The sequence below is a fragment of the Nannocystis bainbridge genome (assembly GCF_028368995.1).
Classification (GTDB): domain Bacteria; phylum Myxococcota_A; class Polyangia; order Nannocystales; family Nannocystaceae; genus Nannocystis; species Nannocystis bainbridge.
This window is the reverse complement of record NZ_JAQNDL010000001.1, coordinates 2,980,873-3,006,829: the sequence shown is the minus strand read 5'-3', so window position 1 is coordinate 3,006,829 and position 25,957 is coordinate 2,980,873. Positions and strand designations below refer to the sequence as shown.

The 25,957-nt window shown below is 71.8% G+C and carries 19 protein-coding genes; 11 read left to right on the top strand and 8 right to left on the bottom strand.

Annotation, left to right across the window (positions count from 1 at the left end; all coding sequences use genetic code 11):
• Positions 1 to 382 precede the first annotated feature (382 nt).
• From POL25_RS11720 to POL25_RS11710, 3 genes are all read right to left on the bottom strand, one after another.
• On the bottom strand, positions 383 to 1,999 hold the full coding sequence (locus POL25_RS11720; RefSeq protein WP_272086051.1) for a SulP family inorganic anion transporter: 1,617 nt from the start codon (positions 1,997 to 1,999) through the stop codon (positions 383 to 385).
• 208 nt (positions 2,000 to 2,207) lie between these two features.
• Complete coding sequence (gene xseA, locus POL25_RS11715) at positions 2,208 to 3,557, bottom strand: exodeoxyribonuclease VII large subunit (RefSeq protein ID WP_272086050.1); 1,350 nt, start codon at positions 3,555 to 3,557, stop codon at positions 2,208 to 2,210.
• A 41-nt stretch (positions 3,558 to 3,598) separates the two neighbouring features.
• Positions 3,599 to 4,522 carry a hypothetical protein gene (locus POL25_RS11710; protein ID WP_272086049.1) on the bottom strand — a complete coding sequence of 308 codons (924 nt, stop codon included), beginning with the start codon at positions 4,520 to 4,522 and terminating at the stop codon, positions 3,599 to 3,601.
• A gap of 667 nt (positions 4,523 to 5,189) precedes the next feature.
• On the opposite strand from POL25_RS11710, the gene POL25_RS11705 reads away from it, so the two are divergent.
• Complete coding sequence (locus POL25_RS11705) at positions 5,190 to 6,047, top strand: alpha/beta fold hydrolase (protein ID WP_272086048.1); 858 nt, start codon at positions 5,190 to 5,192, stop codon at positions 6,045 to 6,047.
• An 18-nt stretch (positions 6,048 to 6,065) separates the two neighbouring features.
• Here the strand turns inward: POL25_RS11705 and POL25_RS11700 are convergent, their stop codons facing one another.
• The gene (locus POL25_RS11700) at positions 6,066 to 8,561 is read right to left on the bottom strand and encodes a hypothetical protein (RefSeq protein ID WP_272086047.1); all 2,496 of its coding nucleotides are present in this window, start codon (positions 8,559 to 8,561) and stop codon (positions 6,066 to 6,068) included.
• A gap of 93 nt (positions 8,562 to 8,654) precedes the next feature.
• Between POL25_RS11700 and POL25_RS11695 the strand changes: the two genes are divergently transcribed.
• The 5 genes from POL25_RS11695 to POL25_RS11675 all read left to right on the top strand — a co-directional run bounded on the left by POL25_RS11695 (position 8,655) and on the right by POL25_RS11675 (position 16,229).
• On the top strand, positions 8,655 to 10,682 hold the full coding sequence (locus POL25_RS11695; RefSeq protein WP_272086046.1) for a M61 family metallopeptidase: 2,028 nt from the start codon (positions 8,655 to 8,657) through the stop codon (positions 10,680 to 10,682).
• Positions 10,683 to 10,747: 65 nt separating this feature from the next.
• On the top strand, positions 10,748 to 11,413 hold the full coding sequence (locus tag POL25_RS11690; RefSeq protein ID WP_272086045.1) for an Isoquinoline 1-oxidoreductase subunit: 666 nt from the start codon (positions 10,748 to 10,750) through the stop codon (positions 11,411 to 11,413).
• Entirely contained in the window at positions 11,410 to 11,877 is a 468-nt protein-coding gene (locus POL25_RS11685; RefSeq protein WP_272086044.1) for a (2Fe-2S)-binding protein, read from the top strand. Before POL25_RS11690 ends, POL25_RS11685 begins: the two co-directional genes overlap by 4 nt.
• A 5-nt stretch (positions 11,878 to 11,882) precedes the next feature.
• On the top strand, positions 11,883 to 14,156 hold the full coding sequence (locus POL25_RS11680; protein ID WP_272086043.1) for a xanthine dehydrogenase family protein molybdopterin-binding subunit: 2,274 nt from the start codon (positions 11,883 to 11,885) through the stop codon (positions 14,154 to 14,156).
• A 267-nt stretch (positions 14,157 to 14,423) separates the two neighbouring features.
• Entirely contained in the window at positions 14,424 to 16,229 is a 1,806-nt protein-coding gene (locus POL25_RS11675; protein WP_272086042.1) for a DUF4215 domain-containing protein, read from the top strand.
• An 80-nt stretch (positions 16,230 to 16,309) separates the two neighbouring features.
• Here POL25_RS11675 and POL25_RS11670 read toward each other — a convergent pair whose 3' ends face one another.
• Entirely contained in the window at positions 16,310 to 16,627 is a 318-nt protein-coding gene (locus POL25_RS11670) for a hypothetical protein (protein WP_272086041.1), read from the bottom strand.
• Positions 16,628 to 16,723: 96 nt separating this feature from the next.
• On the opposite strand from POL25_RS11670, the gene POL25_RS11665 reads away from it, so the two are divergent.
• A complete protein-coding gene (locus POL25_RS11665) occupies positions 16,724 to 17,791 on the top strand; it encodes an alkene reductase (protein WP_272086040.1) in 1,068 nt (355 codons plus the stop codon).
• Positions 17,792 to 18,189: 398 nt separating this feature from the next.
• On the opposite strand, the gene POL25_RS11660 is transcribed toward POL25_RS11665, so the two are convergent.
• A complete protein-coding gene (locus POL25_RS11660) occupies positions 18,190 to 18,558 on the bottom strand; it encodes a TraR/DksA family transcriptional regulator (RefSeq protein WP_272086039.1) in 369 nt (122 codons plus the stop codon).
• Between the two features lie 118 nt (positions 18,559 to 18,676).
• Here POL25_RS11660 and POL25_RS11655 point away from each other — a divergent pair, with 118 nt between their 5' ends.
• Complete coding sequence (locus POL25_RS11655) at positions 18,677 to 19,879, top strand: cytochrome-c peroxidase (protein WP_272086038.1); 1,203 nt, start codon at positions 18,677 to 18,679, stop codon at positions 19,877 to 19,879.
• 56 nt (positions 19,880 to 19,935) lie between these two features.
• Positions 19,936 to 20,142, top strand: coding sequence for an Rdx family protein (locus tag POL25_RS11650; protein ID WP_272086037.1), 207 nt, complete (start codon positions 19,936 to 19,938; stop codon positions 20,140 to 20,142).
• Between the two features lie 255 nt (positions 20,143 to 20,397).
• Here POL25_RS11650 and POL25_RS11645 read toward each other — a convergent pair whose 3' ends face one another.
• Entirely contained in the window at positions 20,398 to 21,123 is a 726-nt protein-coding gene (locus POL25_RS11645) for a hypothetical protein (protein WP_272086036.1), read from the bottom strand.
• A gap of 112 nt (positions 21,124 to 21,235) precedes the next feature.
• Here POL25_RS11645 and POL25_RS11640 point away from each other — a divergent pair, with 112 nt between their 5' ends.
• Positions 21,236 to 22,087, top strand: a complete 852-nt coding sequence (locus tag POL25_RS11640; RefSeq protein ID WP_272086035.1) for a shikimate dehydrogenase family protein — start codon at positions 21,236 to 21,238, stop codon at positions 22,085 to 22,087.
• Between the two features lie 878 nt (positions 22,088 to 22,965).
• Entirely contained in the window at positions 22,966 to 24,417 is a 1,452-nt protein-coding gene (ftsZ, locus tag POL25_RS11635) for a cell division protein FtsZ (protein WP_272086034.1), read from the top strand.
• Positions 24,418 to 24,548: 131 nt separating this feature from the next.
• On the opposite strand, the gene POL25_RS11630 is transcribed toward ftsZ, so the two are convergent.
• On the bottom strand, positions 24,549 to 25,919 hold the full coding sequence (locus POL25_RS11630) for a hypothetical protein (RefSeq protein ID WP_272086033.1): 1,371 nt from the start codon (positions 25,917 to 25,919) through the stop codon (positions 24,549 to 24,551).
• Positions 25,920 to 25,957: the final 38 nt, after the last annotated feature.

The window sequence follows — 25,957 nt, the reverse complement described above, 5'->3', positions numbered from 1 at the left end:
CCGCCGAGACCGGAATCGCGAGTGGGATATGGTCGGCCGGCGCGCGCGCCGGTGGGATTGATGTATCGGGGAGATCGGCCCCCCCCGCGGCCAGCACCGATTGCATTGGCGACGGCGCATTCTCTTTGGCCGGTACGGCCACGCAGGTGACGAGACCGAGGCCGGCGCCGAGGGTGGCGTACAGCGCGAGGCGCTGGGCCAGGGGTCGTGGAGAGTGCTCATTCGCCGCGTCTCGCATCGATGTTCCTCCCTGCAGTTCCCCGCAGAGGCTGCTGCGGGGAGTTGGCAGTCTATGGAGGAATCAGCGGGGGGCGCAACCCCTCGACGAGACGCAAATCAAGTTTTCGGCGGACGGCGCGCCCGCCGATCCGCGAAATGGATTTCAGGCGGCACGGGTTCGCGCAGCGAGCGTATTTCCTGACACTGGCTTGTGGCCTTCGAGACCCACGACTGTCAGTTCACGTCCCTCGTGTTCCATGTCGCGCGCGAGCTCCTGCAGACGCTCCATCACCGTGTGGTCGACGAGCCGCGTGGCATGCAGGTCGACGACCACGTTGCGCGGCGCGGGCACGCGATCGATGGCGCGCTTGAGGCCGATGTAGTTGCTGAAGATCGCGGCCTTGCGCGCGGTGATGCGAGTGGTGCCGCCGTCGATGTCGCGCACCTCGAGGTCGGGCTTGAACAGCGCGCTCACCGGGGCGCCGCGCATGATGTGCAGCAGCAGCTTGGTGGCGATGCCGGCGAAGATGCCGAGCAGCAGGTCCTCGCCGACGGTGACGGCGATGGTGACGAGGAACACCAGGAGCTGGTCCTTGCCGACCTGCGCGGTGTGGATGAACTCGCGCGGGTGCGCCAGGCGGAACCCGGTGAACACCAGCATCGCCGCCAGCGCGGCCTTGGGGATCATGTGGATGAGCCCGGGCGCGAGCACGACGAAGCCGAGCAAGAAGGCGCCGTGGAAGAAGTTGGCCCAGCGGGTCTTGGCGCCGTTGTTGATGTTGGCCGACGAACGCACGATCTCCGAGATCATCGGCAGACCGCCGATCATGCCGGCCGCGGTGTTGCCGACGCCGACAGCCAGGAGGTCGCGGTTGAAGTCCGACTTGCGCTTGTGCGGGTCGAGGGTGTCGACCGCCTTGGCGCTGGCCACCGACTCGATGCTGCCGACCAGCGCGAAGGCGATGATCCACTTGATCGAGGTCCAGTTGGCGAGGTTGGAGAAGTCGGGGAGGGTGATCATCCCGACCAGGTTGTCGAGCCGGTTGACCAACATGCTCGGGGCGAGGTGATACTCGTGGCCGGCGAAGCGGTAGTTGTGCTCGTGGTCGAGGTCGAAGTAGATGCCGAGCGGGATGCTGAGCAGCAGGACGACCAGCGGCGCGGGGATCTTGCGCACGATCGGGTGCCGCAGGCGCGGCATGAGGACGAGGATGGTGAGGCTCAGCAGGCCGATCAGCGCGATCTCGGGGTTGTTGTCGAGGATCCGCTGCGGCAGCTCGGCGATCTGGCCGAGCGGGGTCTTGGCCGCCGGGTCGACGCCGACCATGACGTGCATCTGCTTCGAGGCGATGATGATGCCGATCGCGGCCAGCATCCCGTGGACCGCCGCCGACGGGAAGAAATCGGCCATGACGCCGGCGCGGATCAGGCCGAACACGATCTGGACCACGCCGGCGGCGACGATCACCGCCAGCGCGTACTGGTAGCCGAGCACCGGGGTGACGCCGCGCGACAGCTCCTCGATGCAGCCGAGCGCGATGACGATGAGGCCCGCGGCCGGGCCCTTGATCGTGACCCGCGCGCCCATGAACAGGCTGACGACCAGGCCGCCGATGATCGCGGTGAAGATGCCGGCGACCGGCGGGAACCCGCTGGCCATCGAGATCCCCAGCGACAACGGGAGCGCGATCAAGAAGACGAGGAAGCCGGCCACCAGGTCCGACTGCAGGTTCTGACGCAGGCCGGCGAGCCCGTCGGCGGGGACGTTGCGGTTGCTCATTGCGAAGCCTCGAATGCTGTCCTTGGAGCCATGTCCCTCGAGACAGGCGGCGGGGCGCGCCGGCCGGCGGGAACGAGGCTCAGCCTAGTCGAGGGGAGAAGCGCGGTTCAAGAGAGCCGAGACAGGATTCATCCGCCCGCGCGGGGCGACAGCGGCCAACTCGCGGCTCGGAGGCCCCAGCTGGCAAACGGCGATGAACCGCGCTTCATCATGAAGGTAGTTTCACCGGCTCGACAGCGGTGACCTGCGCCGAGAAGGCCCCGCGCGCGAGCTCCACGCGCACGGCGTCACCGGCCGCGACCTGAGCGACGTCGGTGACGACGCCCGCTTCGGCGGAGACGACGGCGAAGCCGCGCTGCAGCACGGCGAGCGGGCTGAGGGCGTTCAGGGCCGCGGCAGCGCGAGCGAGGCGCAGGCGCGCGGGCTGGGCGAGCACCCGGGCGCGCTCACGCAGGGCGAGCTCGGCGGCGAGCAGGCGCCGGCGGGCGCGGTCGAGCCGGTGGCGCGGGTGCTGGGCCATCAGGCGCGCCTGCAAGGCGACGAGCAGGCGACGGTCGCGGGCCAGGCGAGCGCGCGGGTGCTGGTTGCCGAGGCGCGCGAGCAAGGCGTCGAGGCGGCGCCGCGGCGCGAGCACGAGGCGATGGCCGATGGCGGCGAGGCGGCGATCGATCAGCTCGAGGCGGGCGCGCTCGTCGAGGACGCGCCGCTTGGTGGCGAGGACGAGCCGGCGCTCGACGTGGTGGAGGCGCGCGAGGTAGCCGTCGCGGTCGGGCACCACCAGCTCGGCGGCGTGCGAGGGGGTGGCGGCGCGGAGGTCGGCGACGAAGTCGCAGATCGTGATGTCGACCTCGTGACCGACGGCGGACACGACGGGCACCGGACAGGCGGCGACAGCCCGCGCGAGGCCCTCGTCGTTGAAGGCCCACAGGTCCTCCTGGGCCCCGCCGCCGCGGCCGAGGATGATCACGTCGACGCCCGGCCGCCGCTGCAGCCGCTGCAGCGCGCGCACCATGCTGAAGGCGGCGTCGTCGCCCTGGACCTGCGCGGGCGACAGGAGGATGCGCACCGGGCAGCGGCTGCGGGCGACCTTGAGGATGTCGTGGATCGCGGCGCCGCTGGCAGAGGTGACGACGCCGACGGTGCGCGGCCAGGCGGGGATCGGTCGCTTGCGCTCGCGCGCGAACAGGCCCTCGGCGGCCAGCTTGGCCTTGAGCTGCTCGAGCTGCTGCATGCGCGCGCCGAGGCCGGCCGGCTCGGCCCGCTCGGCGTACAGCTGGAACTTGCCCTGCTGGGCGTAGATGCCGAGGCGGCCGTAGACGCGGAACAGCTGGCCGTCAGCGAGGCGGTGGCGCAGGCGCGAGAGGGCGCTGCGCCACATCGCCACCGGCAGGACGGCGTGGCTGTCGCGCAGGGTGAAGTAGGCGTGGCCGCTGTTGACGAGCCGCAGGTTGGTGATCTCGCCCTCGACCCACAGCGGCGGGAACTGCTGCTCGATGCTGCGGTGGGCGCGATTGACCAGCTCGCTGACGGCGAACACCTGCGGGGCGACGGGGGCCATGCGCGGACGAGGCTAGCAGAGCCCCGTCCGCGCGGGCGGCGTCACGCGCAGTCGTTCACGTCCGAGCCCTCGGGGCAGTAGATGCCGTCGTCGCACTCGCCGTCGTCGACCCACGGGCAGTAGCCGCAGTCCCAGAAGTCGGTGCCCTTGGAGCAGGTGCCGCCGGGGGCGGTGTGCTCCTCGCACACGCCGTTCTCCGGGGAGGCGCAGCAGTCGAACGGGTCGGTGCCCTCGTCGCAGAAGGTGCCCTCGTCGCACTCGCCGTCGAACTCCCACGGACACAGGTCGGAGGCCTGGGGGCACTCGCCGAGGACGCACGGGGCGCCGTTGTTGCACTCGTTCTCGATGCAGGCGCACAGGGGTTCGCCCGGGGTGCACGCGGGCTCACCGGTGGTGCCGGTCTCGGTGGTGCTGGTCTCGGTGGTGCCGGTCTCGGTGGTGCCGGTCTCGGTGGTGGTGGTGGTCTCGGTGGTGCCGGTCTCGGTGGTGGTCTCGGTGGTGGTCTCGGTGGTGCCGGTCTCGGTGGTCGCGTCCGTGGTCGCGTCCGTGGTCGTGGACGTGTCGGTGGTCGCGTCCGTCGTCGTCTCGGTGGTCGCGTCCGTGGTGGTGTCGGTGGTCGCGTCCGTGGTGGTGTCGGTGGTCGCGTCCGTCGTGGTGGTGGTATCGGTGGTCGCCGTCGTATCCGTGGTGGTCGTGGTGGTGCTCGGATCGACGGTGGTGCTGGTGATCGGGTCCGGCGTCGTCGAGGTGCCCGGCTCGGTGGTCGAAGTCGAGGTCGTCTCGTCGGTGGTCGAGGTCGGCTTGTCCGTGGTCGTCGGCAACACGCCGGTCGTGGTGTCGGTGCCGGTACCGGTCGTCGTGCCAGTGTCGGTGGCCAACGTGTCGGTGAGCGCTGACGGATCGGAGCAGCCAGCAGCCGCGAGCAAGAAGAAGAAGGCAGGAGAGGCGAAACGAGGGTTACGCATTGGCCGGAAGCTATCACGACGCAGAACGCGCGAATGCTGCGTGTTCGCCGCGTTGTGTTCAGGAAGCCTCCTCGGTGACTGCCCGGGTGGCCGCCGAATCATCACAATTGGCACCAGTCGCAGCGCAGATAGATGTCTCCGAGGACATGTCCGAAGAAACATGCATTGCGATGGTCGTGACTTCGAAGCGGAGACAGCATGTCTTTTCGGACAGTTTGGGCGAGGCGGTGGCCGCCAGCCGCGCGATCCGTCTCGGCTGTCACGTTTCTGCCCGGGCCGGCCGCTGGTGGCATCGCGCGATCTCCGCAGGCCGCGGCCGCCGGGCGCCGGAACGCCGGTCCGGCGCGGCGCCGGGTGAGGAGATCGCGCAGTCGGGGGGTCGGGCGAGGCCGGACAGCGGACCCGACCCCGCCCTCCTCGAGCGATCGCAGCGCCAGGCGTCACGGCGTCAGGCCCGGGGCGAATCGTCGCTGCGACTGTGGTGATTCGATTCGGCGGTGCCTGGAACGACGCAGCATTGATGGCACCGCGGCTTCGTCGCAACACGCTCGTCGTATCGATCGCGCCCGCGATTCACAGGACCGCGAGTTCTCGCGCTTGTCGCCCGGACGCCGCATCCGACCTTGGTCGGGTTTTGCCGCGCCGTCGCCGGGGCTACACCGGCAGCATGTCCGCCATCGACGCAGCGAATCAGTTCATCGACATCCACGGCCGCCGTCTGGCGTATCGAGCGATCGGCGACGGCCAGCCGATCGTCCTCTGCACCCGCTTCCGCGGCAACCTGGATTGCTGGGACCCGGCCTTCCTCGACGCGCTGGTGGCAGCTGGCTTCCGCGTGATCACGTTCGACTACAGCGGCCTCGGGCTGTCGACCGGGACCGCGAGCTACGATCCGTTCGTGATGGTGAACGACCCGCGCGACCTCATCGAGGCGCTGGGGCTGCGCGAGGTGGTGATCGGCGGCTGGTCGCTCGGCGGCCTGGTCGCCCAGGTGCTCGTGGCCCTGCACCCGACGCACCTGAGCCACGCGGTGCTGCTGGGGACCACGCCGCCGGGGCCGAACGTCAAGCCGGCGGAGGCGCTGTTTTTCGCCACGGCGGGGCGCGAGGTCAACGATTTCGAGGACGAGGTGATCCTGTTCTTCGAGCCGCGCTCGCCCGAGAGCCGCGCGGCGGCCCGGCGCTCGGCCGACCGCATCGCCGCGCGCACGACGGACCGCAGCCCGCCGGTGCCGGCCGAGTTCGCCCGCGCCAACCTGTCCGGCGACCCGTCCGCGCCGATCTTCCCGGCGCTGCCGGTGCTGGCGGCGCTGCGAGCGACGACGCTGCCGATCCTCCACATCGCCGGCGACCACGACATCGTCTTTCCCGTCGAGAATTGGTACGCGCTGAACCAGACGCTGCCGACGGTGCAGCTGCTGACGTACCCGTCGGCCGGCCACGGCCCGCACCACCAGCACCCCGAGGCCAGCGCGCAGCACATCGCCACGTTCGTGCGCACGACCTCGCGGGTGGTATCGACGTAGATGTCCCGAAGGACAGGTCTACCAGACCTGCAGCTCGCCGACGACGGCGAACTCGTGCGGGCCGGCGAACACGCGCACGCCGTGCTCGCCGGTCTCGCCCTCGGGGACGGTGATCTTGTAGTTGCTGGACTCGGTCCGGCGCATGCCGATCACCACCTCGTGCGGGCCGGGCACGATCTCGAGCGTCGGCACGTGGACGCGGAAGCGGTGCAGCAGGTAGTCGCCGGGGCGCCAGTACTGCGGGGGGTAGATGTTCTCGACCAGGTCGTGCGGCATCGGGTTGACGCGCGACAGCCGGCCCTGCTGCAGCCGCACGGTGATCTTGCTGCCGCTCGGCATGGCCTTGAGCGGGCGCAGGACCACGCGCAGCTCGACCTCGCGGCCGCGCACCACCGGCTCGTCCCACTCCCACGCGATCACCTCGACGAAGTCGTCGAAGCGCAGCAGCGTCGGGTGGGCCAGCGCCGGCGGCTCGTCGAACAGGACCCGGCGGATCGGGTTCATGTCGTCCGCGCCCGGCGGCAGGGTGTTGGCGATCAGGAGGACGTCGCGGTTGCTGGCGTCGAGCACGTGCAACGAGAAGCCGCCGGCGCGGGCGGTCTGGTGCAGCGCCGCCAGCTCGCTGGTGCGGATCAGCGCGGCCGCCGGGGCCGGCTGGCGCAGCACGTTGGCCAGCGCCTCGCGGGTGGCCAGCGGGACCCGCAGGTCCGGGGCCGGGCCGTAGAGCTCGAGGCCGGGGTCGGACACGCGGTGGACGCCGAGGGTCGGCGGCAGCGCGCCAGCCTCGGTCCACGCGGCCCAGCGCGTCAGCGGGCGCAGCAGCGAGAACTGCTCGCTGGTCCGCGGCAGCAGGTCGCGGCCGTAGCTCCACGCCTGCCGGCCGAGGCAGGCGACCATGATCGCGGCCGGCAGCCAGCCGGGCAGGCGGGTCCGCAGCGCGTAGAGCTTTCTCGACATGCGCGAAGAGCCCTGTCCTCCGGGACCTGGCGCGGAGAACATGGCCGAAAGGACAAGCGCGACGGCGGCCCCGCCGGCGAGGCCGGACAGCAGGTCGGCGGCGCCGAGGTCGGCGGCGGGGTAGTTGTGCTCGCCGCGCGTGGGCGCCAGGGCGGCGCCGATCCGGCTGGGGGTGCGGCGGGCGTCCTTGGCGAAGATCCAGCAGCCGGCGAGGGCGAGCACGAGGGCCAGCCGACGCGCGGCCGCGGGCGTGCGCGGGGAGACGAGGCGGGCGAAGGCGGCGGCGGCGAGCACGGCGGCGGGCACCGTCAGCGGCACCGCGCGCGCGCCGTACAGCAGCGACGAGGCGCTGGCCAGCGCCAGGCCGACGGCGAACCACAGCGCGGGCCAGCGGGCCCGCCCCGGCTGCAGCAGCCCGAGCAGCACCAGCGGCAGCCACGGGAACAGCTGGTAGCCGCAGTCCTCGAGCGCGGCGTGGAAGCCCCGCACGTGCGGCCGCTCGCGCAGGACCATGTCCTTGGCGGCCCCGAGCGCGGGGATGTAGCCGTCGCCCTGATTGTAGGCGAGCCAGCCGGCCACGCCGGCGGCCGCGACGGCGCCGGCGACCAGCACCAGCCGCAGCGGGGTCTGCAATCGAGATGGCCGCGAGGACAGGTCCGAAGAGACAGGTGAGGCGGGGGCCGGGCCGCGGCGGGACGAGACGTCCGCCGGTCCGACAGCCAGGCTCGCGGGAGCGTCGCCGAGGCCGGACGAAGCTGACGGCGCGGCGGCCAGGCTCGCGGTGCCGAGGCCGGACGGCGCGGCGGTCAGGTTCGCGGTGACGTCATCCGGAGATGTCCGGGCGGACATGTCTGAATGGGCATGTGCTTCAGAGCATAATCCATCGGACATGTCCCCTGGAACATGCCTTTTTAGAGATGTTCCTGAGGACATGCTCGCGGGGACAGGTCCCCACAGCGCGGCGGCGGCCAGCGGGAGGACCACGCCGAGCCACAGGCCCGAGGCGGTGGCGGCGAGGGCCAGGGCCAGGCTGCCGGCTGCGGCGAGGCCCAGGCCGCGGGCGAGGCGCGGGCTGGCCAGGGCGGCGGCGAGCAGCAGCGCGGCGACGGTCCCGGCCAGCTCGCCGATCGGATCGCCGAGGGCCAGGCGGCCCTGAGTGAGCGACAGCGGGAAGGCCAGGGCGAACATGCCGGCCAGCGCGGAGATCGTCGCCGACAGGCCGAGCGCGCGAGCCAGGCCGGCGGCCAGCGCCACGAGGGCACAGGTGGCGAGCGCGCCGGGCAGGCGGATCGCCGCCGGGTCGCCGACGAGCGCGAGCGCCTGCGTCCGCAGGGCGTCGGGCAGCCACGGGCTGCGCTCCAGGCCCGAGAGCGCGGCGCCGAGGGCCGCCTGGGCGCGCTGCAGCGCCCCGATCTCGCCCTGCGACCACAGGCCGTGCGCGCCGTGGCCGGGGATCAGCACCAGGCCCGCGACCGCGGCGGCGGCCAGCCCGAGCGGCCACGGACCGGGGCCGGCGGCGGGTCGCGCGGGCGGGCGCGCTGGCGGTGCGAGGGACAAGGCGCCGGAGTGTACTCGTTTTCTCCGCGGCTCCGCGGGCCGCAGGCGCCCCGCCACGGGCGCCCCGGGGGGCAGTTCGAGTATCCTCCGGCCATGCTGTCTCGCTTGCTCTCGAAGCGCCGGTTCGCCGCGGCGCTGGCGCTCGGTCTCTTGCTGGTCGACCCGGCGACCACGTCGGCGGCTCCGGGCGCCGAGGCGGCGGCCAAGAAGCTCGATGCGTTCGTCTACAAGGTCGCGATGGACGACCCGCATCGCCACGAATTCCAGGTCGAGCTGAGCTTCTCCGACCTGCCGGGCGAGGTCACCGACCTGCAGCTGCCGCGCTGGAACCCGGGCGCCTACCGCGTCACCGAGGCCCACCGCAACATCCGCGGCATGGTCGCCGAGACCGCCGGCGGCAAGCCGATCCCGGTCGTCAAGGTCGACGAGATCACCTGGCGCGTGACCCACGGGGGTCAGCCGTTCAAGCTGCGCTACCGCGTCTATCGCGGCGCCTACAGCGGGATCGCCGGGGCCTTCCTCGACGACGAGTTCGGCTTCTTCAACGGCGTGTATCTGTTCCCCTACGCCGTCGGCCACAAGGAGCGCCCGATCGAGCTGCGCATCGAGGGCCTGCCGGGGGCGCAGGTGGTGTGTGCGCTGCCGCGCGCGGGCGGCAGCGGCAAGGCGTTCAAGGCCAACGACTACGACATGCTGGTCGACGCGCCGGTCCACGTCGGCAAGGTCGACACCATCAACTTCAAGGCCGGCAAGGTCCAGTTCCACGTGGCCCTGCAGGGCATCGGCAACTACAGCGACAAGAAGCTGGCCGCCGACCTGACGAAGATCGCCGACGCGACCTACGCGATCTTCGGCGGCGACGAGGGCGTGCCGTTCACCGACTACACGTACATCCTGCACCTCCGCCCGGGCGGTCGCGCCGGGCTCGAGCACCGCAACAGCACCGTGATCGGGCTCGAGCCGTGGATCTTCGGCGACCCGGCGGCCTACCGCAAGTTCCTCAGCACGGCCGCCCACGAGTTCTTCCACGCGTGGAACGTCAAGCGCATCCGCCCCGGCGTGCTCGGGCCGTTCGCCTACGAGCGCGAGGTCCACACCAGCATGCTGTGGTTCTCCGAGGGCTTCACCAGCTACTACGCGTGGGTGATCCTGGCCCGCGCCGGGCTGGCGAGCGAGTCCGAGTCGATGGAGGCGCTCGGCGAGCAGATCCGGCGCCTGCAGGAGTCGCCGGGGCGCAAGCAGATGACGGTCGAGCAGGCCTCGTGGGAGGCGTGGCTGCGGCCCGAAGACGGCGGCAACAGCTACGTCGATTACTACAACAAGGGCATGCTGATCGCCCTCGCCCTCGACATCGAGCTCCGGCGGATCTCCGGCGGCCAGCGCAGCCTCGACTCGGTCATGCGCGAGCTCTACGGCCGGTGGAAGAACACCGGCGCCGGCATCTCGCCGACCGAGCTCGAGGCCACCTTCGTCGCCGCCGGCGGGGCCGCGGGCGCCGAGGTCAGCGAGCTGTTCCGCAAGTACGTGCACGGCTTCGACGAGATCGAGTACGGCAAGCACCTGCGCCAGGCCGGCTACAAGCTGGACATGGTCCGAGAGACAGGTGGGGACCTCGAGCTGGTGTTCGCCGAGCAGGCCGACAAGGGCGCGACGATCGAGCTGGTGCGCCAGGGCGGGGCCGGCGACAAGGCCGGGCTGGCCAACGGCGACGTGCTGCTGGCGATCGACGGCCTCAAGGTCGGCGGCGCGGCCGAGGCCAAGCGGCAGATCAAGGCGATGGCCGGCAACTCGCGCCACCAGCTGACGCTCCAGCGCGGGGCGCGGATGATCGAGCGCACCGCGGTGGCCGCCAGCGGCGGGCCCACGACCTACAAGATCGCCCTCGACCCCGGCGCGACCTACGAACAGATGGTCCTGCGCCAGGCCTGGCTCGGCTACACCGCGCCCGCCGCGTCCGGCGGCAACACCACCCTGCGCGACGCGGCCCTCAAGCTGTTCAACCAGGATCCGACTCTCGGCGCCGAGCCCGAAGACGGCTCGGTGGTGGTGGTGCCGGCGGGCGGCAAGAAGAAGGGCAAGAAGCCGGCGGCGAAGAAGCCGGCCAAGGTGCCCGCGAAGTGACGCCAGGGGCTCGCGGCGAGCTCGCCGGTTGCGCGCCGGCCGAGATCGATCACACCCGGTGAGCGATGCGCCTGCCCGCATGCTCCGTGCCCCTGGCGTGCCTCGCGGCGGCGATGTTGGTCGCCTGTCGCGGCGCGCAGGAGCCGGCGAAGCAGCACGAGCAGCAGGCGCAGACGATCGGGCAGGGCGAGCCGGACGTGCTGCGCCCACCCGAGCAGTTCGCGCCGATCGCCGACAGGGAAGCGCGCTCGCGGGCGCTGTTCCTCGAGGCGGCCAAGGTGATGCTCCACCCGCGCTGCAGCAACTGTCACCCGGCCGGTGATTCGCCGCTGCAGGGCGACGACGCGCGCATCCACGATCCGCCGGTGGTGCGCGGCCCGAGCAACGAGGGCGTGGCCGGGCTGATGTGCACGTCGTGCCATCAGGACGCGAACCTCGAGCTGGCGCGCGTGCCCGGGGCGCCGAAGTGGCACCTCGCGCCGATCGAGATGGCGTGGGTCGGGCTGACGCCGGCGGCGCTGTGCGAGCAGATCAAGGATCCCAAGCGCAACGGCGGCAAGACGCTGGCCGAGATCGTCGAGCACTCGGCGCACGACGAGCTGGTGGCGTGGGGCTGGACGCCCGGCCACGGGCGCACGCCGGCCCCCGGCACGCAAGAACAGTTCGGGGCGCTGATGGCCGCGTGGGTCGCGGACGGGGCGGCCTGTCCGGTCGCGGAGAAGCAGCCATGACGATCACCTTGCACGTCAACGGGAAGCCGCACGTCCTCGACATCGACCCGCAGATGCCGCTGCTGTGGGCGCTGCGCGACCACGTCGGCCTCAACGGCACCAAGTACGGCTGCGGTCAGGCGCTGTGCGGCGCGTGCGTGGTCCACCTCGACGGCGAGGCGGTGCGCGCCTGCGTGACGCCGGTGCGCCGGGCCGACGGCCGCGCGGTGACGACGATCGAGGGCCTGTCGCCCGACGGCTCGCACCCGCTGCAAAAGGCGTGGGTCGACCTCGCGGTGCCGCAGTGCGGCTTCTGCCAGGCCGGCCAGATCATGACGGCGGCGGCGCTGCTGGCCAAGAACCCGAGCCCCTCCGACGCCGAGATCGACACCTCGATGGCGGGCAACCTGTGCCGCTGCGGGACGTATCTGCGGATCCGCACCGCGGTCAAGCAAGCCGCGGCGGCCGGCGGCAAGGAGAAGTGAGCGCGATGTCGGGCCCGCCGATCCGCCTGCTCCGCCGCCACTTCCTGGCCGGCCTCGGCGGCGCGCTGTCGGGCCTCGCGCTCGGCTCGTTCGCCAGCGCCGCGCCGGAGCTGCCGCCGGCCACCGACCCCGCGGCCAAAGCGGCGGCGGAGGCCGAGGGCGCGGGCCTGCGGCCCAACCTGTTCGTCCACGTGACGCCGAACGGCGCGGTGCAGATCGTGTGCGCGCGCTCGGAGATGGGCCAGGGCGTGCGCAGCTCGCTGCCGGTGCTGATCGCGGACGAGCTGGGGGCGGACATGGGCCGGGTGGAGATCGTGCAAGCGCCCGGCGACAAGGCGTACGGCGATCAGAACACCGACGGGTCGCACAGCGTGCGCGGCTTCTACGACGCGCTGCGCAAGCTGGGGGCGTGCGCGCGGATGATGTTGATCGCGGCGGCGGCCAAGCAGTGGAAGGTGGCGCCGAGCACCTGCACGGCCCACGACCACGCGGTCTGGCACGAGGCCAGCGGGCGCTCGCTCGGGTTCGGCGAGCTGGCGCTGGCGGCCGCGAAGCTGCCTGTCCCGAAGGACATTTTACTCCGGCCCAAGGCCGAGCTGCTGCACGTCGGCAAGGAGCTGCCGCTGCTCGACGGGCCGGCGATGGTCACCGGGCAGGCGCTCTACGGCGCCGATGTGGTGCTGCCGGGGATGCGGACGGCGGTGATCGCCCGCCCGCCGGTGGTCGGCGGCAAGGCCACGGCGCACGACGCCACCAAGGCGCTGGCGATCCCGGGCGTGCGCGCGGTGGTGCCGTTGCCGGCGCCGACGCCCCCGTTCGCGTTCCAGCCGCTCGGCGGGATCGCGGTGGTCGCCGACGACACGTGGTCGGCGATGCGAGGCCGGGCCCAGCTCGAGATCACCTGGGCCGCCGGCGCCAACGGCGAGTACGACTCCGAGACCTACCGCAAGACGCTGCTGGCCGCCGTCGGCCTGCCGGGCGTGGTGGTCCGCGAGGTCGGCGACGTCGGGCCGGCGCTGACGGGCGCGGCGCGGCAGGTCGAGGCCGTGTACCACGTGCCGCACCTGGCCCACGCGACGATGGAGCCGCCAGCCGCGGTCGCCACGTTCGACGGCCAGAGCTGCGAGGTGTGGGCCGCGACGCAGAACCCGCAGGCCTCGCGCAGCTCGGTGGCCCAGGCGCTCGGGCTCGACGAGGAGAACGTCACCATCCACGTGACGATGCTCGGCGGCGGCTTCGGTCGCAAATCCAAGCCGGACTTCGTGGTCGAGGCGGCGCTGCTGGCCAAGGCGACCGGCGCGCCGGTGCGGATCCAGTGGACCCGCGAGGACGACATCCAGCACGACTACTATCATACGGTCAGCACCCAGCGGCTGGTGGCCGGGCTCGACGGCGACGGCAAGGTGGTCGCGTGGGAGCACCGCACCGCCTTCCCGCCGATCGGCTCGACCTTCAGCGACACCGCTTTGTCGGCCCCGGGCGAGCTGCAACAGGGCGTGCTCGACGTCCCGCTGGCGATCGCCAACGTGCGCGCCGAGAACTGCGAAGCGCGGGCCTATACGCGGATCGGCTGGCTGCGCTCGGTCGCCAACATCTATCACGCGTTCGCGGTCCAGAGCTTCATCGCCGAGATCGCCGAGGCCCGCGGCAGCGACCCGCGCGAGACGCTGCTCGAGATCATCGGCCCGCCGCGCATCGTCACGCCGGAGGAGCTCGGGGTCGAGATGCTGCCCAACTACGGTCAATCGCTGACCGAGCACCCGATCGACACGGCGCGCCACCGCCGGGTGATCGAGCGGGTGACAGAGCTGGCCGACTGGGACCAGCGCAAGCAGCAGGGCCGCGCGCTCGGCCTCGCGGTCCACCGCAGCTTCCTGACCTACGTCGCCGTGGTCGTCAGCGTGGTCCACGGGCCCGAGGGCAAGATCGCCGTCGACGAGGTCTGGACCTGCCTCGACGCCGGCACCCTCGTCAATCGCGAACGCGTGCGCTCGCAGTTCGAGGGCGCCGTGATCTTCGCCCTCAGCCACGCGCTCTACGGCGAGATCACGATGCAGCAGGGCGCGACCGTGCAGAGCAACTTCCGCGATTTCCGCCTGATGCGCTTCCCCGAGGCGCCGCGGGCGATCCACGTCGAGATCGTCGCCGACGACGGTCCGTCGTGCGGCGTCGGCGAGCCGGGCGTGCCCCCCGTGGCGCCGGCGCTGACGAACGCGATCTTCGCCCTCACCGGCCAGCGCGTGCGCAACCTGCCGATCGCGCGGACCCTCAAGGTATAGCCGCCGGCGATCGCCATCGTCCGCGCGCTGCGGGTCGGCGCTAGCGATCCATCGCCGGGCGCGGTTGCGGCGCTCGTAATCGTCTGGCCCCGCGGATCGGCGCTAGCCATCCATCGTCGGGCACGGGTGCGGCGATCGTGAGCATGGACGGTCGGCGTTCGCTCGCCGTGAGCTGCGCCTTCGTCGCGGCGCGACGCCGGCCTCTGCGGGCGGGGCCTCGGCGTGATTTGTCCGCGGTGCGGCCGGCCCAGCCGCTATTCTGCCGGCATGTCGAGATACGTCCCCGCGCTGGTCCTCGCCCTCCTCGTGCCCGCCTGCGGCGACGACGGCACCGCCAGCACCGGCAGCACGGGCGGCAGCACCACCGACGACCCGAGCACCTCGTTCGTCAGCGCGACGACCGGCCCGACGACGACCGACGCACCGACGACCTCGACGACGGCCTCGACGACGAGCGACCCGACGACCACGTCGACGACGACTGATTCGACGACGACGAGTGATTCGACGACGACCACGACGAGCGACACCACGACGAGCGACACCACGACGAGCGACACCACGACCACCGACACCACGACGACCGATACGACCGACACCACGACCGACACCAGCACCGGCGGTGGCGTGTGCGGCGACGGCCAGCTCGACCCGGGCGAGGCCTGCGACGACGGCAACGACGACGACGCCGACAACTGCAAGGCCGACTGCAGCCTCCACGCGTGCGGCGACGGCCTGGTCGGCCCCAACGAGGCCTGCGACGACGGCAACGAAGTCGACGACGACGACTGCAGCAACGACTGTCAGTCGCCGCTGTGCGGCGACGGCATCGTCCAGGCCGACGTCGGCGAGGTCTGCGACGACGGCATGTTCAACGCCGACGACGCCGCCTGCACGCTCGCGTGCAAGGCCGCCAAGTGCGGCGACGGCCTGCTGTGGGCCGGCATGGAGGCGTGCGACGACGGCAACCCGATCGACGACGACGCCTGCGCCAACGACTGCACCGTCGCCACCTGCGACGACGGCCAGGAGAACGGCGACGAGACCGGCGTCGACTGCGGCGGGCCCGACTGCGACGCCTGCGAGTTCGCGCTGCTGCTCGGCGGCAACGCCTCGGCGATGCTCGGCGGCAGGTTCGACGGCGCCGCGTGGACGGTGGCCGACATCGCCGCGCCGACGGTCGACGGCCTCGACCTCGCGATCACCAGCGACGGCGTCGGCGTCGGCGTGTTCCGCCACACCAAGCTCGGCGACCCTGCCGACAATCAGCTGCGCTACGTCACCTGGCAGGCCGGCACCTGGTCCGCGCCGGCGCAGATCGGCGCCGGCACCACCCGCGCCGCGCCGACGATCAGCGCCGCCGGGGCCGGCGCGCACGCGGTGTTCCACGGCGACAACTTCCAGCACTACTACGCGCGCTTCACCGCTGGTTCGTGGAACCCGGCGGCCGAGATGGTCGGCAGCTTCGGCCCCGGGCCGGGCAGCGTCGCCACGCTCGCCGGCGATGCGCTGCTGGTGTTTCACGACGGCGCGCAGAGCAACCAGCTGTCCTCGCGCCGGCGTACCGGCGCCTGGCAAGCGCAGCAGCTCGTCGACGGCGAGACCCAGGCCTTCGATCGCCAGCCGGCCGTCGTCACCTTGAGCGACGATCAGGTCCTCGCCGTGCAGGCCGTCAACGGCGGCGGGCAGCTCCGCTTCAGCCGTTACAGCGCCGGAGCGTGGTCAGCGGCCGCTCAGGTCCCCGGGGCGCAGACCTCGGCGCCGCCGGCCCTCGCCCCGCTGCCCGGCGGCGCCGCGGCGCTGGCCTTCCGCGGCCTCGACGGCCAGCTCTACGTCGCCCTGTTCACCGGCGGCGCCTGGCAGCCCGCCGCCGTCGTGCTGCAGCCGAGCCCCGCGATCTACGGCGCGCCCGCGCTGGCGGCCGGCCTCGGCGAGGCCGACCTCGAGCTGGTCTACCTCGACGGCCAGGCCCACACGCCCCGGCACACCCGGCGCGTCGGCGGCAGCTGGTTCGCGCCGACGATCGTCAGCAACACCGCGCTCGAGCGGGTGGCGATCGCCCGCTCGCAGTGAGCGCTCGCGCATAGCTCTGAAGGACATGTCCATGCGAACATGTCCTTCAAGTCATGTCGATGAAGACAGGCCCCGAAGCGCTACCACATCGGCCACGCTTCGCGCTCGATCAGCTCGATCAGCGCCTCGAGGCTGTCCGCCTCGAGCCGCACCGGGTCGCCGGGCTCGCTGAGCGCCTCCGCGTTCTCCGGCATGAAGTGGCCGCGCTCCTTTAAAAAAGCGTCGGCCTTGGCGCGGTCGAGGACCAGCGGGCGCACCCGCCAGCGGCCCTGCTCGAGCGTCACCGCGTGGCTGAAGTGGTGCCCGCCGAAGCGCACCGGCTGGGCCGCGATCGTCGCGGCGGAGCCGCGGAGGCGGGCGATGAAGGCGTCGAGCGGCTCGAGCGGGCGGGGTGCCATCGGCTCATGATGGCGTCGATTGGCCCGCTGGGAGCAACAATGTGTTGCGGGCGGAGCATCTACTTTGCTCGCACGGCCGTCACTATGTTGAAGCCCATGAGCGAGCTCCTCTATACCCCGATCGTGCTCGGCGACCTCGAGTTGAAGAACCGCGTCGTCATGGCCCCGATGACGCGCAGCCGCGCGCCCGGCAACCTCCCCAACGCGCTGATGGCCACCTACTACGGCCAGCGCAGCGAGGCCGGGCTGATCGTCACCGAGGGCACCTCGCCCGCCGCCGACGGCCTCGGTTATGCGCGGATCCCCGGCCTCTTCAACGCCGAGCACGCTCGCGGCTGGCGCGACGCCACCGACGCCGTGCACGCCGGCGGCGCCAAGATCTTCGTCCAGCTCATGCACACCGGGCGTGTCGGGCATCCGCTCAACCTGCCGCCCGGGGCTGAAGTGCGCGGGCCGTCGGCCGTCGCGCTCGGCGGGGCGATGTACACCGACCAGGAGGGCCCGCAGCCGCACCCGGTGCCGCGCGAGCTGAGCGAGGCCGACATCGCCGCCGTGATCGAGGGCTTCGCCGGCTCGGCCGCGCTCGCGCGCGAGGCCGGCTTCGACGGCGTCGAGCTGCACGGGGCCAACGGCTACTTGATCGATCAGTTCCTCAACACCGCCAGCAACCACCGCAGCGACGGCTGGGGCGGGACGGTCGAGGGTCGGGCGCGCTTCGCCCTCGAGGTGGCGCGCGCGACGGCGGCGCGGATCGGCGCCGGGCGAGTGGGGATCCGTCTGTCGCCGCACGGGGTGTTCAACGGCATGGCGGTCGACCCCGAGCTCGACGCGGTGTTCGTCCACCTGGTGCGTGGGCTCTCGGAGCTCGGGCTCGCGTACGTCCACCTGGTCGATTTCGGCGGCAAGGTCGTGCCTGCCGATCTGCAGGCGCAGATCCGCAAGCACTTCGGCGGTCGGCTGATCCTCTCCGGCGAATACGACGCGACCCGCGCGGAGGCCGACCTCGCCGCAGGCCGGGGCGACCTGATCGCGTTCGGCCGCCCGTTCATCGCCAACCCGCGCCTGGTCTCGCGCCTGCGCGCCGGCCTGCCGCTGGCCCAGGGCGACCCCTCGACCTTCTACACGCCCGGCGAGCGCGGCTACACCGACTACCCGCTCGCGTGATCCGCGGAGCGCGAGAGGCGCCCGCCCGCCGCGCGCTCGACCCGGCGCCTCGGAGAGGCCTCGCGTGCGCGGCACGGGCGCGCTCGACTCAGCGCCTCGGTGACGTCGCGCTCGCGTGCGCAGCACGGCGTCCGTCCTCGGCCCAGGCGCCACCCACCTCGGTCGCGGGTCTCGGTCGCCGGGCCATGCCCGGGTCGCTCAGGCGTCCTGGGCTCCTCGCGCGTGGATCGCGTCGCGCCGGACCCCGCCCGGATCGCTCGCCGACGCCGGCATCGGGGCGCGCAGACCGGCCGGGCTCGTGCTCGCGGTCTGCTTGAACCGACATGTCCCCATGGACATGCTCACACAGGCATGTCCGGGCAGACATGCCCGATCGGGCATGTCTTTGCGGCCAGCCTTCAGCGGTAGTCGGTGAGGTGGCGGCGGCTGCGGCCGCGGGAGCTGTTGGCCTCGTCCTCGCGCTGGCAGGTCGCGCACAGGGTCGCGGTCGGCACCAGCACCAGGCGGCGCTGGGCGATCGGCTCGTCGCAGGCCTCGCACAGGCCGAACTCCTCCGGGTCGTCGACCATGCGGCGCAGGGCGTCCTCGATCGCGGCCAGGGCCTCGGTGCGGGCGCGGTTGCGGTTGGAGGCGATGACCTGCGTCATCTCGACCAGCGGCGCCGCGTCTTCGTCGGGCCTGGTCACCACCTCTTGCTGCTCGAACTCCACCGGCACGTCGCCGCCCTTGAGCAGCTCGGTGCGGCGTTGCAAGAGGAGCGTCCGCATGGGCCCGAGCTCTTCCGGCTTCATCGCCGACGCAGGATACTCGAGCCCCGGCGCGCGGGCGAGTCGTCCGGCTGCGGCGTGCTTGGGGCCGCATTGGAACTGGTGTAGGGTGCCGCGCATGGACGCGCGCAACCTCCACCTGGCATCCTCGCCTCGCCTCCGCACCGCGCTCGCGGGCGGGCTCTGCACGCTGCTCGCCTGCGGTGAGCCCGACGCGCCGAAGGCCGCCGGGGCCGACAAGGCCGACAAGGGCGACAGGGGCGACAAGGCGAGCGACGCCAGGCCGGCCGAACCGGCGCCGGAGCCCGCGCCGGTCGAGGAGTACGCGTGGGAGCTGCCGCAGGGCATGCGCGCCCCGGAGGTGCCGGCCGACAACCCGATGACGGCGGCCAAGGTCGAGCTCGGGCACCAGCTCTTCATGGACAAGCGGCTCAGCGTCGACGGCACGCGCAGCTGTTACAGCTGCCACCAGAACGAGCTCGGCAACGCCGACGGGCGGGCCAAGGCGCTCGGCCCCGGTGACAAGCTGCTCGCGCGCAACACCCCGACGATCTGGAACGTCGCCTATCACACCGCCCACTACTGGGACGGCCGCGCGGCCTCGCTCGAGAAGCAGGCGATCGGCGCGTGGAAGGGCGGCAACATGGCGGTCGGCGAGGACAAGCTGGCGGCCAAGGCGGCGGAGATCGGCGCGCTGCCCGAGTACGCGCCGGCGTTCGCCCGCGAGTTCGGGCTCGAGGCCGGCGAGCCGGTGCTGCCCGAGCACGTCGCCAAGGCGCTGTCGGCCTACGAGCGCACGCTCCTGTGCGGCGCGACCGCGTGGGACAAGAACAGCATGAACGAGGCCCAGCAGCGCGGCTGGGAGCTGTTCCGCGGCAAGGGCTCGTGCACCACCTGCCACAGCGGCGACAACTTCAGCGACGACCTCTACCACAAGATGGGCATCGGCCTGTCCGACGCCGGCGAGGGGCCCGACAAGGGCCGCATGGACGCGACGAAGGATCCGGCCGACCTCTACAAGTTCCGCACGCCGACCCTGCGCAACGTGACGCGGACTGCGCCGTACTTCCACGACGGCAGCGTGACCGACCTGCGCGCCGCGGTGAAGACGATGGCCGGGGGCCCGAAGCGCCCCGACCTCGACCCGAACTACGCCGACCGCAACCTCAGCGACGCCGAGATCGACGACCTCGTGGCCTTCCTCGGCGCGCTCGACTGCCCGGGCTCGCTGGCGACGATCGGCGACCAGAGCGTCCCGGGCATCACGAGCCCGGCTCAGCCCGCCGCGCCGGCCGAGCCGACGTCAGCCGCCGCGAAGTGACGTGCTAGGATCGGCGCATGCAGATCGACATCTACTACTGCGTGCGCTGAAACTACATGCCCCAAGCCACCGGTCTGGTGGCCGACCTGCAGGCCCGTTTCGGCGACAAGATCGCGTGCAAGATCCACCGCGGCGATCGAGGCGTGTTCGACATCCTCGTCGACGGCGAGCGGATTTTTTCCAAAGATCAGCTGCAGCGCTTCCCCAAGCGCGGCGAGATCGCGGACCTGATCGCGCCGCGCCTCGGCGGCCGCTCGCGCTGAACGGCGGTTTCCACGAGGGGACGAGGACGTGGCCCGCCGGCCGTCGTCCTCGTTCGCGATCGCCAGCGCGTCACGATGAAGCGTCGTGCTCGTTCGCGATCGCCAGCGCGTCACGATGACGCGTCGTGCTCGTTCGGGCCACGCCGAGGTGGCCAGTCACGCTGATCGTGATGTCCGCGGACGACTCGCGAGGCGGCACGTGGATGCGCGATCGCGGAGGCGCCCGGGCGGGCCAGCGCCCTCACGGCTCACGCCTCACTGGCCTGGCTCGGTGACCGTCGCTGCGCACCAGTCGACCAGCACGAGCTCGCGTCGCCGCGCCAGCTCGGCCAGCGCTGGTGGCAGCTCGTCGACGATCCCGAGCGCCGCCACCCGGCCCTCGTGCTCGTGGCCGTAGACCGGCGCTTCCATGGGCAGGAACACGAACCCGTCGGCCACGCGCAGGCCGCCGAGTCCCAGGTCGCGCCGCGGCGGCTGACCGAACGCGAGCTGCAATTCTGCCAGCACGAGGCCCGTATCGCGCAGAGGTTCGGCGATCCGCTCGCGCACGTGCAGGTTGGCGAACCCGCCGCCCGTGGGAGCCGCGAGCACCGCCCGGATCGCCGCCAGCTCGGCCTCGATCTCCGGCATGAACGCGATCGACACCAGCTCGCGCTGGCGCCAGTCGTCCTCGTGCATGCTGAAGCCGTCGGCCGGCTCGTCGAGCAGCCGCGGCATCGTGTCCTCGAGCGTCGGCAGGGTGAACAGGATCGTCTTGGGGTCGACCCACTGGATCTCGTGCAACACCAGCCGCAGCCGGCCGCTGGCCAAGAACTCGTGGCGCTCGGCCGGGTCGGCCTGCTCCACCTGCCACTCGCCGTCGCCCAGGCGCATCGTCGTCGCCGTGGTGAACGACTCCGGCAGGTGCTCCGCCGGCACGTCGGCCTCCCCGAACACGGAGTTGTCGGCGGCGTCGACGAAGGTGACCCGGATCGTGCTCATGCGTCATCCTACAGGATGCTGCGGGCGCGAGCGCCGCGAGGGGCGTGGCGTCCCTTGCGAGCGTCCGCGCAGCGGCGGCCGGTCGCGTGCGTTCGCGGTATCCTGCGCGGTGATGACGACCGACGGCGGTGAGCTAACGAAGTGCTTCGGCGTGCTCGGCGATCCGGTCGCGCACTCGCGCTCGCCGGCCATGCACGCCGCCGCGTTCGCGGCGCTCGGCCTGCCGCACCGCTACCTCGCCTTTCACGTCGCGCCCGAGCGCCTGGCCGAGGCCGTGAACGGCGCCCGGGCGCTCGGCTTCGGCGGGCTCAACCTCACGGTCCCGCACAAGCAGGCCGCCCTGGCCCTGTGCGACCGCCTCGGCCCCGAGGCGCGGCGGATCGGCGCCGTCAACACCCTCGTCTTCACAGGCGGCGCGATCGTCGGCCACAACACCGACGGGCGCGGCTTCGCGGCCGCCGTCCGCGAGATGTCTTCGGGACATGTCCAGCAGGCCATGGTCCTCGGGTCAGGTGGCGCCGCGCGGGCCGTCGTCGACGCCATCGCCGGCGAGCTGCTCGGTCCCGGAGGACATGTCCGATGGGTCAGCCGCGATCCTGCCGCGCTGGCGGCCGGTCTGCCGGCGGGCGGGCCTGTCGTCGCCGTCGGCTGGGACGCCATCGGCGGCGGCGCGGCGGTCGACCTCCTCGTCAACTGCACCACCGTCGGCATGGCCCACGGCCCGACCGACTACCCGGCGCCCGCGACCGCCCTGGTCGCCGGTCTCGCCCCTGGCGCTCGCGTCGTCGACATCGTCTACCCGCGGCCGGCGGGCGGCCTGCTCGACCGCGCCGAGGCGGCCGGCGCCCGGGTCCAGGACGGCCTCGAGATGTTGCTGTGGCAGGGCGTGTTCGCCGAGGCGCTGTGGCTCGGCCGCTCGCTCGCTCCCGAAGTCGTCGCCGCCATGCGGGCTGCCCTGCGCTGATTCGTGGCCGCGGCGCGAATCGCCGATCGGGCAGCGGCCGCGTGCCCGCCAATCGCCGATCTGTCCTTCGGGACCGATCGCGGGCGCCCGGGCCATTCGCCGATCGGTCCTCCGCCGCACGCGGGCGAATCATCGATCGCTCTCCCGGCCCATCGCCGATCGCTCGCGGAGACCGCCTGGTCGGCCTGCGGCCTCTGGGCCCTCCCGAATCGACGCGCAACGGGCTCCTGGTGGCCCTCAGGGGCGCTTTCCGGGCCTTCGCGGCCAATCGCCGAGCTGTCCCCGGGGACTGGTGCCCCGATCCGCATGTGTGGATCGCCGGACCGCGACAATTTGGCGGATCGGGGTCTTCAGGCCCGAAATTTGCTCCGTCGATCGGGCTCGGGCATGGTCGTCGCGCCTGCTGCGCTCCCGGCCCTGGCCGATCGATCGGAGTGCTGTGATCGGGACCTGAAAGCCTGAGCACCGGTCCTGTCCGCGAGGACAGCCGACTTCGTCGGTCGCGAGCGGGGGGCGCGTCCGATCTCCCTGAAAAACGATCCGCGACGATCCGATGTGATCGAGGGCCTCGAGCCGGGCACGCGGGCGGCGGGCCCGGCTGCACGATTCGAAGGGAAAACCTGTCCCATGAGACATACCGGCCGCGGACCCGCGAGGGTGGCCGTACGCCCTGCGGGAGGATCGTCGCCGTGGATTCGCCGCCGCTCGGCTGCCAGGGCCCGGTTTGCGAGAGTGTGAGTCGGACCTACACCCGACTACATGCCCTCGTGAAGAACACAAATTTTTTGCAATGAGCGATCGGCTCGGATAACTGCGTAGTGCGAAGCGAAGCACATGACCGTCAGGCCAGCAGGCTGGCGGGAAAGTGGGCAGGCAGTATGGCGCAGTTCGAACTCGAGGAAATCGTTCAACAGGCGAAGATCAAGGTCATCGGCGTCGGCGGGGCAGGAGGCAACGCCGTCAACACGATGATCACGAACAAGGTCGAGGGCGTCGAGTTCTACACGGCGAACACCGACGTGCAGGCGCTCGAGAAGAGCATGGCCCCGACCGTGATCCAGCTCGGCAAGGACGTCACGCGCGGGCTCGGGGCGGGCGCCAACCCGGAGAAGGGCCGCGAGGCCGCGCTCGAGAGCGTCGAAGAGATCGCCGAGGCGCTGCGAGGCGCCGACATGGTGTTCGTGACGGCGGGCATGGGCGGCGGGACCGGCACCGGAGCTGCGCCGATCATCGCGCAGATCGCCCGTGAGATGGGCGCGCTGACCGTCGGCGTCGTCACCAAGCCGTTCCGCTTCGAGGGCAAGCGCCGCCTGCGGTTCGCCGACGCCGGCATCGACAAGCTCGAGCAGGCCGTCGACACCCTCATCACGATCCCGAACGACCGCCTGCTGCAGGTCACCAGCTCGAACACCAGCCTGCTCGACAGCTTCCGTCTGGCCGACGAGGTGCTGCAGCACGCCACCCAGGGCGTGTCGGACCTCATCACCGTGCCGGGCATCATCAACGTCGACTTCGCCGACGTGCGCACCATCATGTCCGGCCAGGGCCGCGCGCTGATGGGCATGGGCATCGGCCACGACGAGGGTCGCGCCCTCGCGGCCGCCCAGCAGGCGATCAGCTCGCCGCTGCTCGAGGACGTCACGATCCACGGCGCCCAGGGCATCCTCATCAACATCACCGCCGGTCCCGACCTCAAGCTCCACGAGGTCGAGGAGGCCGCCTCTCTCATTCAAGAGGCCGCCCACGAGGACTGCAACATCATCTTCGGCGCCGTCATCGACCACAACATGGGCGACGCGCTGCGCATCACCGTCATCGCCACCGGCTTCGACCGCCACGCGCCGGCCGAGGACGAGCTCGAGCAGGTCATCCGCTCGACCATGACCAGCCCGCCGGGCAAGCGGCGCTCGCAGGTCCAGGTCCCGTTCGGCATGCCGAGCGCGCAGCCCCTGCAGCAGAACCCGATGTTCGCGGCCGTCCAGCAGCAGCCTGCGCCGCAGCCGCAGCAGAGCTCCAGCAGCCTGCGCCAGTCGATGGCCGACCGCCTCGGCATCCACGAGCGCGCCACCTCGGTGCCTGTCCCTTCGGCCAGCTCGTCGAGCATGAGCCGCTCGGGCGTGATCGGCCAGCCGAGCGCCCCGCAGGCGCACCCGCAGCAGCAGGTGCACCCGCAGCAGCAGGTTCACCCGCAGCAGCAGCAGCCGGTGCACCCGCAGCAGCAGCAGGGCCTGCGCCAGTCGCAGCGCCTCGAGCCCCCGGCCGTCGGCAGCGACCCGAGCGAGATCCCGGCGTTCCTGCGCCGCCGCGACGAGAACGGCTTCATCCGCTGAAGCACCCGGCGCCTGAGGTGAGGGACATGCTCTTTGGGGCATGTCCCTTTTCGCGTTTCGCGGGCTGTCACGGGGCCTGGCGCGAAGGACATGCTCCTTGGAGCATGTCCTTCGGTGCATTCGGCGAGTCGTCACGGCGCGAACATAGCCAGCCAGCCGTCGGTCTGTCCGCCGCCGATGTCGCGCTCGCCAGCGACGAGGATCTGCTCGCCCTCGACGATCGTCAGCGCGTGCCCGGAGTCGTCGCCGAACGCGCTTGCGATCGCTTGCGACCACCGGAGTTCGCCGACTGACGAGAACTTGCAGAGCCGCACATCGCGGTCTGGTTCGGCGTGGGTGACGCCGACGACCACGATGTCGTCGTGTGCGTCGACGGCGACCGCGTGGCCCATCGATCCGAGACAAGCGCTGGAGGTCCACGTCTGCGCCCCGCCGACGACGTGGCGACCGACGAACAGCTCCTCGCCGAGCCGGCGGCCGGTCGTGGCGACGTCACTGTCGGCCAGGAGCGCGACGCCGAAGATCGCGGTATTGCTCGCCGCGGTGTGCACCCACGAGGGCTTGCCGTCGACGAGTGACGCGCCGATCAAGAGGGCAGTGCCGTCGGCGTCGCCGAAGCCGGCGACGATCTGCTCGTGAGAGGCCACAAGGCCTGGCCCGAGCGGGTATTCGACGGTCGACGTGGGCGTCAGGGTCTGCGTCCACTGCACTTGCCCCGCTGGCGAGTAGCTGCGCAGCCACAGCGACGGCCCTTCGTCAGTGGCGAGGAGACCGGCCGCGATCACGCCGCCAGACGGCAGCAGTGTCAGGTCGCTCGCGTGATCGGGGCCGAAGCCCGAGCTAACCGTCGCTTCCCACAGAGCCCCGCCCTCGAGCGTGAAGCGGCCGATCCACAGGTCGTGGCCGTCGTCGTCGGTGAACGAGCCGGCTGCGTATACTCCGTCCTCGTCGGCGGCGACCGCCAGGATCCGCTCGATCGCGTCGCCGGCGTCGAGGCGGCGCTCCCACTGCGGCGTCCCCGAAGCGTCGAGGCCGAGCAGCCAGCGATCTTGCGTACCGCCCGCCGGATGCACGGCGCCACCGAGGAAGATCCGGCCGTCAGCGAGCGCGGCCACGTCGTGGTAGGTGTCGCGCCCGGTCGCGCCCGACAACCGCTCCCACAAGAGTCGTCCCGAGATGTCGCAGTCGACGTTGCAGCCGTCGCCGTCGACCGCGTTGCCGTCGTCGCAGATCTCCCCTGCGTCCGTGTGACCGTCGCCGCAGGCCGGTTCTGGGTCGCCGGTGGACGAGCTCGTGAGCGGTTCGCCCGAGCTCGAGGTCGTCGGATCGACAGGCGGCGTCTCGCCGGTCGTCGGCACCGGTGGATCGCCCGTACCGGTCGAGTGCGTCGTGCTCGACGAACCGCCCTGTCCTGAAGAGCCTGTCTCCGTGGTCTGATCGATCGGTCGATCGACGCACGCCGATATGAGCCACACCATCAATGCTCCATTCATTCGCTGCATGTCATTCAACTCCTTTTCATCCTCGCTCGGCCCACGGC

What these genes read in the sequence shown, in the direction of transcription:
- POL25_RS11640 (WP_272086035.1), top strand. Translation starts at nt 21,236, where the DNA reads ATGACGACCGACGGCGGTGAGCTAACGAAGTGCTTCGGCGTGCTCGGC.
- POL25_RS11645 (WP_272086036.1), bottom strand. Translation starts at nt 21,123, where the DNA reads ATGAGCACGATCCGGGTCACCTTCGTCGACGCCGCCGACAACTCCGTG.
- POL25_RS11655 (WP_272086038.1), top strand. Translation starts at nt 18,677, where the DNA reads ATGGACGCGCGCAACCTCCACCTGGCATCCTCGCCTCGCCTCCGCACC.
- POL25_RS11670 (WP_272086041.1), bottom strand. Translation starts at nt 16,627, where the DNA reads ATGGCACCCCGCCCGCTCGAGCCGCTCGACGCCTTCATCGCCCGCCTC.
- POL25_RS11630 (WP_272086033.1), bottom strand. Translation starts at nt 25,919, where the DNA reads ATGCAGCGAATGAATGGAGCATTGATGGTGTGGCTCATATCGGCGTGC.
- POL25_RS11710 (WP_272086049.1), bottom strand. Translation starts at nt 4,522, where the DNA reads ATGCGTAACCCTCGTTTCGCCTCTCCTGCCTTCTTCTTCTTGCTCGCG.
- POL25_RS11705 (WP_272086048.1), top strand. Translation starts at nt 5,190, where the DNA reads ATGTCCGCCATCGACGCAGCGAATCAGTTCATCGACATCCACGGCCGC.
- POL25_RS11660 (WP_272086039.1), bottom strand. Translation starts at nt 18,558, where the DNA reads ATGCGGACGCTCCTCTTGCAACGCCGCACCGAGCTGCTCAAGGGCGGC.
- POL25_RS11720 (WP_272086051.1), bottom strand. Translation starts at nt 1,999, where the DNA reads ATGAGCAACCGCAACGTCCCCGCCGACGGGCTCGCCGGCCTGCGTCAG.
- POL25_RS11695 (WP_272086046.1), top strand. Translation starts at nt 8,655, where the DNA reads ATGCTGTCTCGCTTGCTCTCGAAGCGCCGGTTCGCCGCGGCGCTGGCG.
- POL25_RS11680 (WP_272086043.1), top strand. Translation starts at nt 11,883, where the DNA reads ATGTCGGGCCCGCCGATCCGCCTGCTCCGCCGCCACTTCCTGGCCGGC.
- POL25_RS11685 (WP_272086044.1), top strand. Translation starts at nt 11,410, where the DNA reads ATGACGATCACCTTGCACGTCAACGGGAAGCCGCACGTCCTCGACATC.
- POL25_RS11665 (WP_272086040.1), top strand. Translation starts at nt 16,724, where the DNA reads ATGAGCGAGCTCCTCTATACCCCGATCGTGCTCGGCGACCTCGAGTTG.
- POL25_RS11675 (WP_272086042.1), top strand. Translation starts at nt 14,424, where the DNA reads ATGTCGAGATACGTCCCCGCGCTGGTCCTCGCCCTCCTCGTGCCCGCC.
- POL25_RS11650 (WP_272086037.1), top strand. Translation starts at nt 19,936, where the DNA reads ATGCCCCAAGCCACCGGTCTGGTGGCCGACCTGCAGGCCCGTTTCGGC.
- ftsZ (WP_272086034.1), top strand. Translation starts at nt 22,966, where the DNA reads ATGGCGCAGTTCGAACTCGAGGAAATCGTTCAACAGGCGAAGATCAAG.
- POL25_RS11690 (WP_272086045.1), top strand. Translation starts at nt 10,748, where the DNA reads ATGCGCCTGCCCGCATGCTCCGTGCCCCTGGCGTGCCTCGCGGCGGCG.
- xseA (WP_272086050.1), bottom strand. Translation starts at nt 3,557, where the DNA reads ATGGCCCCCGTCGCCCCGCAGGTGTTCGCCGTCAGCGAGCTGGTCAAT.